At 65.3% G+C, this 2,591-nt stretch carries 2 protein-coding genes; both read left to right on the top strand.

Annotated features, from left to right (window positions below; translation table 11 throughout):
• Positions 1-96: 96 nt before the first annotated feature.
• On the top strand, positions 97-429 hold the full coding sequence (locus VF515_16370; GenBank protein HEX7409206.1) for a hypothetical protein: 333 nt from the start codon (positions 97-99) through the stop codon (positions 427-429).
• A gap of 38 nt (positions 430-467) precedes the next feature.
• Positions 468-2,591: hypothetical protein (locus VF515_16365; protein HEX7409205.1), on the top strand; the 2,124-nt coding region annotated here is incomplete at its 3' end.

Below are 2,591 nucleotides of genomic sequence, written 5' to 3'. Positions count from 1 at the left end.
TTCGCTGGCGGGGTGGACTGGTCCGATGTGGGCCAGGTCTGGTATATCGCTAGGCAGCTTTTCACGTTGGCGTGTGGTTGTCGGAGGATGGCGATTATGAGCAGACGGGCGAAAGTGCTTGTGGCATGGGTTGGGATGCTTTTCCTGAGTGGGGGTGTACTTGCCGCCGAGAGTGCTGAGGGCAGCGAAGCCGGTGGGGGACATCCCGCCATCGTCTGGGTGGGAACAGTCGCCACGGATCTCCTCTACGTTCCGGCTAAACTTGCCTACGCCGGCGTCGGGGCGGTCACTGGGGCATTCGGCTGGCTGCTGACGGGCGGAGACACGGACGTGACGAAAGCCATCTGGAACGCGTCACTCGGGGGCACCTACGTGGTCACCCCCGCTATGCTGGAAGGCAAGGAGAAGGTGTACTTCAGCGGCTCGTGACGCGTGTTGCACGCAGCCGCGTTGGCAGAGGATAGGGAATGATGGGGAATCGGGCCTGCCGAACGGTCCTCTGGACGGCGGCGCTCGCGCTCATCACTCCCCTGCGGCCCGCTCGGATGCTTGCCATCCCGGTGCAGGCAGAGTTGATGCCAGCGTACCGGCTGCGGGCCTCGATCTCTCTGACGGCTCCGCAGATCGACGGCACGGTCGAGGTGGCATTCACCAACACCAGCGCGCGGACGCTGCGCGAGGCCGTGTTGTTCCTGTTCCCCAACCGCTTCTCGGTGCCGGATGCGGGCGTCAACGACGCGGGCGTCAACGACGTCAACCGACCGTTCATCTATCCGGAGCAGGATTTCGATCCGGCCTCGATGGAGGTGCTGGAGGCGCGTGACGCCGAAGCGGTGGTCGCGGTTGAGCCGCTGCACCAGCCCGGTCTGCCCGACGGTACTGTCGTGCGCCTGGCCATGGCGCCGTTAGCGCCGGGCATGATGCGCACCATCACCCTCCGCTTCCGCGCCCGGGTTCCGCACCGCTTCGGCAGCTTCGGCGAGTTCGAACAGCAGCTGACGATGAACGGCGGCTGGTATCCGTATCTCGCCGGGCTCGATGACGAGGGCGCCTGGCGCACGGATTGGCCGCCCCCGCGAGCGGATTTCGACGTGCATCTTACGCTGCCGCGCGACCTCGAGATGGTCCTCAATGGCCGGCACTTTGCACACCAGCCGTTCGTCAATGTCCGCATTCCCGGCGTGCACTACCTGTCCCTGGTCGCCGCCCCAACACTATTGCGGGCAGAGACCGAAAGTAGTGGCACGCGGATCGTCTTCTTCCAGCGGCCGGAACGCCGGGTCTCGCGGATCAGCCCCGAGCCTCCTTTTTCCGACATCGTGCTGGCCACGTTGCGCGACATTGTGGCACGCCGTCCCGCCGGCGTACCTGGCCCGCCGGATGAGCTGGTCGTGGTGCAGGCGCCCATGCGTGTGAACCTCACGGCACCCGGCGAAGGTGCCGTGCTCATCTCCGATCGCGCCCTCAAAGTGCATTGGCTGTTGCGGCCGTTCCACGAGCTGCAGGTAGCCCAGAGTGTCTATGCCGCGCTGCTGCGGCCACACTCGGATCGCAGGGAGCCCACAGCCGATTACCCGTGGGTGGAGGAGGGGCTGTCGCACGTCCTGGCGCAACGCTTCGTCAAGCAGGCGCACCCTGGAACCCGCAGCGTGCAAGGCTGGATCGAGCTGTTGAACATCTTCGCCATCGTCGACCGCTTCGAAAACGTGCCGAAGATCCCGTTCGTCGAAGCGTTCTTCGAGCGCGCGCGCGTCGCCGATCCGTTGCACACGGAGATCTCCACGTTCAACAGCGGGCTGCCACCGGGCCGCGTCATCTTGGGCAAGCTGCGTGAGCTGCTCGGCGAACCCGTATTCGACGCCGTTGTCGAGGGCTGCGCCGCGGCGGCCACGCCGTTTCGCCAGTGCGCCGCGGAGACCAGCGGCCGCGACCTGGACTGGTTTTTCGTCCAGTGGCTGCAGCCCTACCCGGCGCTCAACTACCGCCTCGACGCGGTCGAGTCGCATCAGCCGGCACCGCCGGGGTACCGCAGCACGGTCAGCGTTCGGCGTGAATCGTCACGCCCGATCACGGAGCCGGTCACCATCCGGCTGCGTAGCCTGGGCGGGCGGTACGTGGACGTCCATTGGAACGGCGTCGGCGACCTCGGACAGCTCGCCGCCGACACTCCGTACCGTGTGTGCCAAGCCGTGATCGACCCTGATCGTAAGCTGATCGAAGAGCGCCGCGACGATAACTACGTACCGCCGGAGCCGCAGATCGTGCTGGACACCGCCGAAGTGGAAATCAGCTCGACCGAGTTCGGCATTTCAGGATTGGTGGTCGGCCGCGCCCGTTACGACTACCGCAAAGATCTCGCCCTGGCCGCGTTCTATACCAACCGCAGCGTCGGCTTCACCGCTGGAGGGCGATACCACTGGGGGACGCCGATCGATGTCACCACGTATTCTCACAATCTGTACGCCTTCTACGGCGTTCAGGCCTTGGACGGCAGCTTCAAGGACAAGCGGCGACCCGATTTTCGTACCACCGGCCAGCTAAACTCGCTGGGATTCCGCTACGACCATACCAATCTCCTGTCGTACGACAAC

The organism is Candidatus Binatia bacterium, assembly GCA_036382395.1.
Lineage (GTDB): Bacteria > Desulfobacterota > Binatia > HRBIN30 > HRBIN30 > JAGDMS01.
Note: the sequence above shows the minus strand (reverse complement) of the source record. Positions and strands in the feature narration are given on the sequence as shown.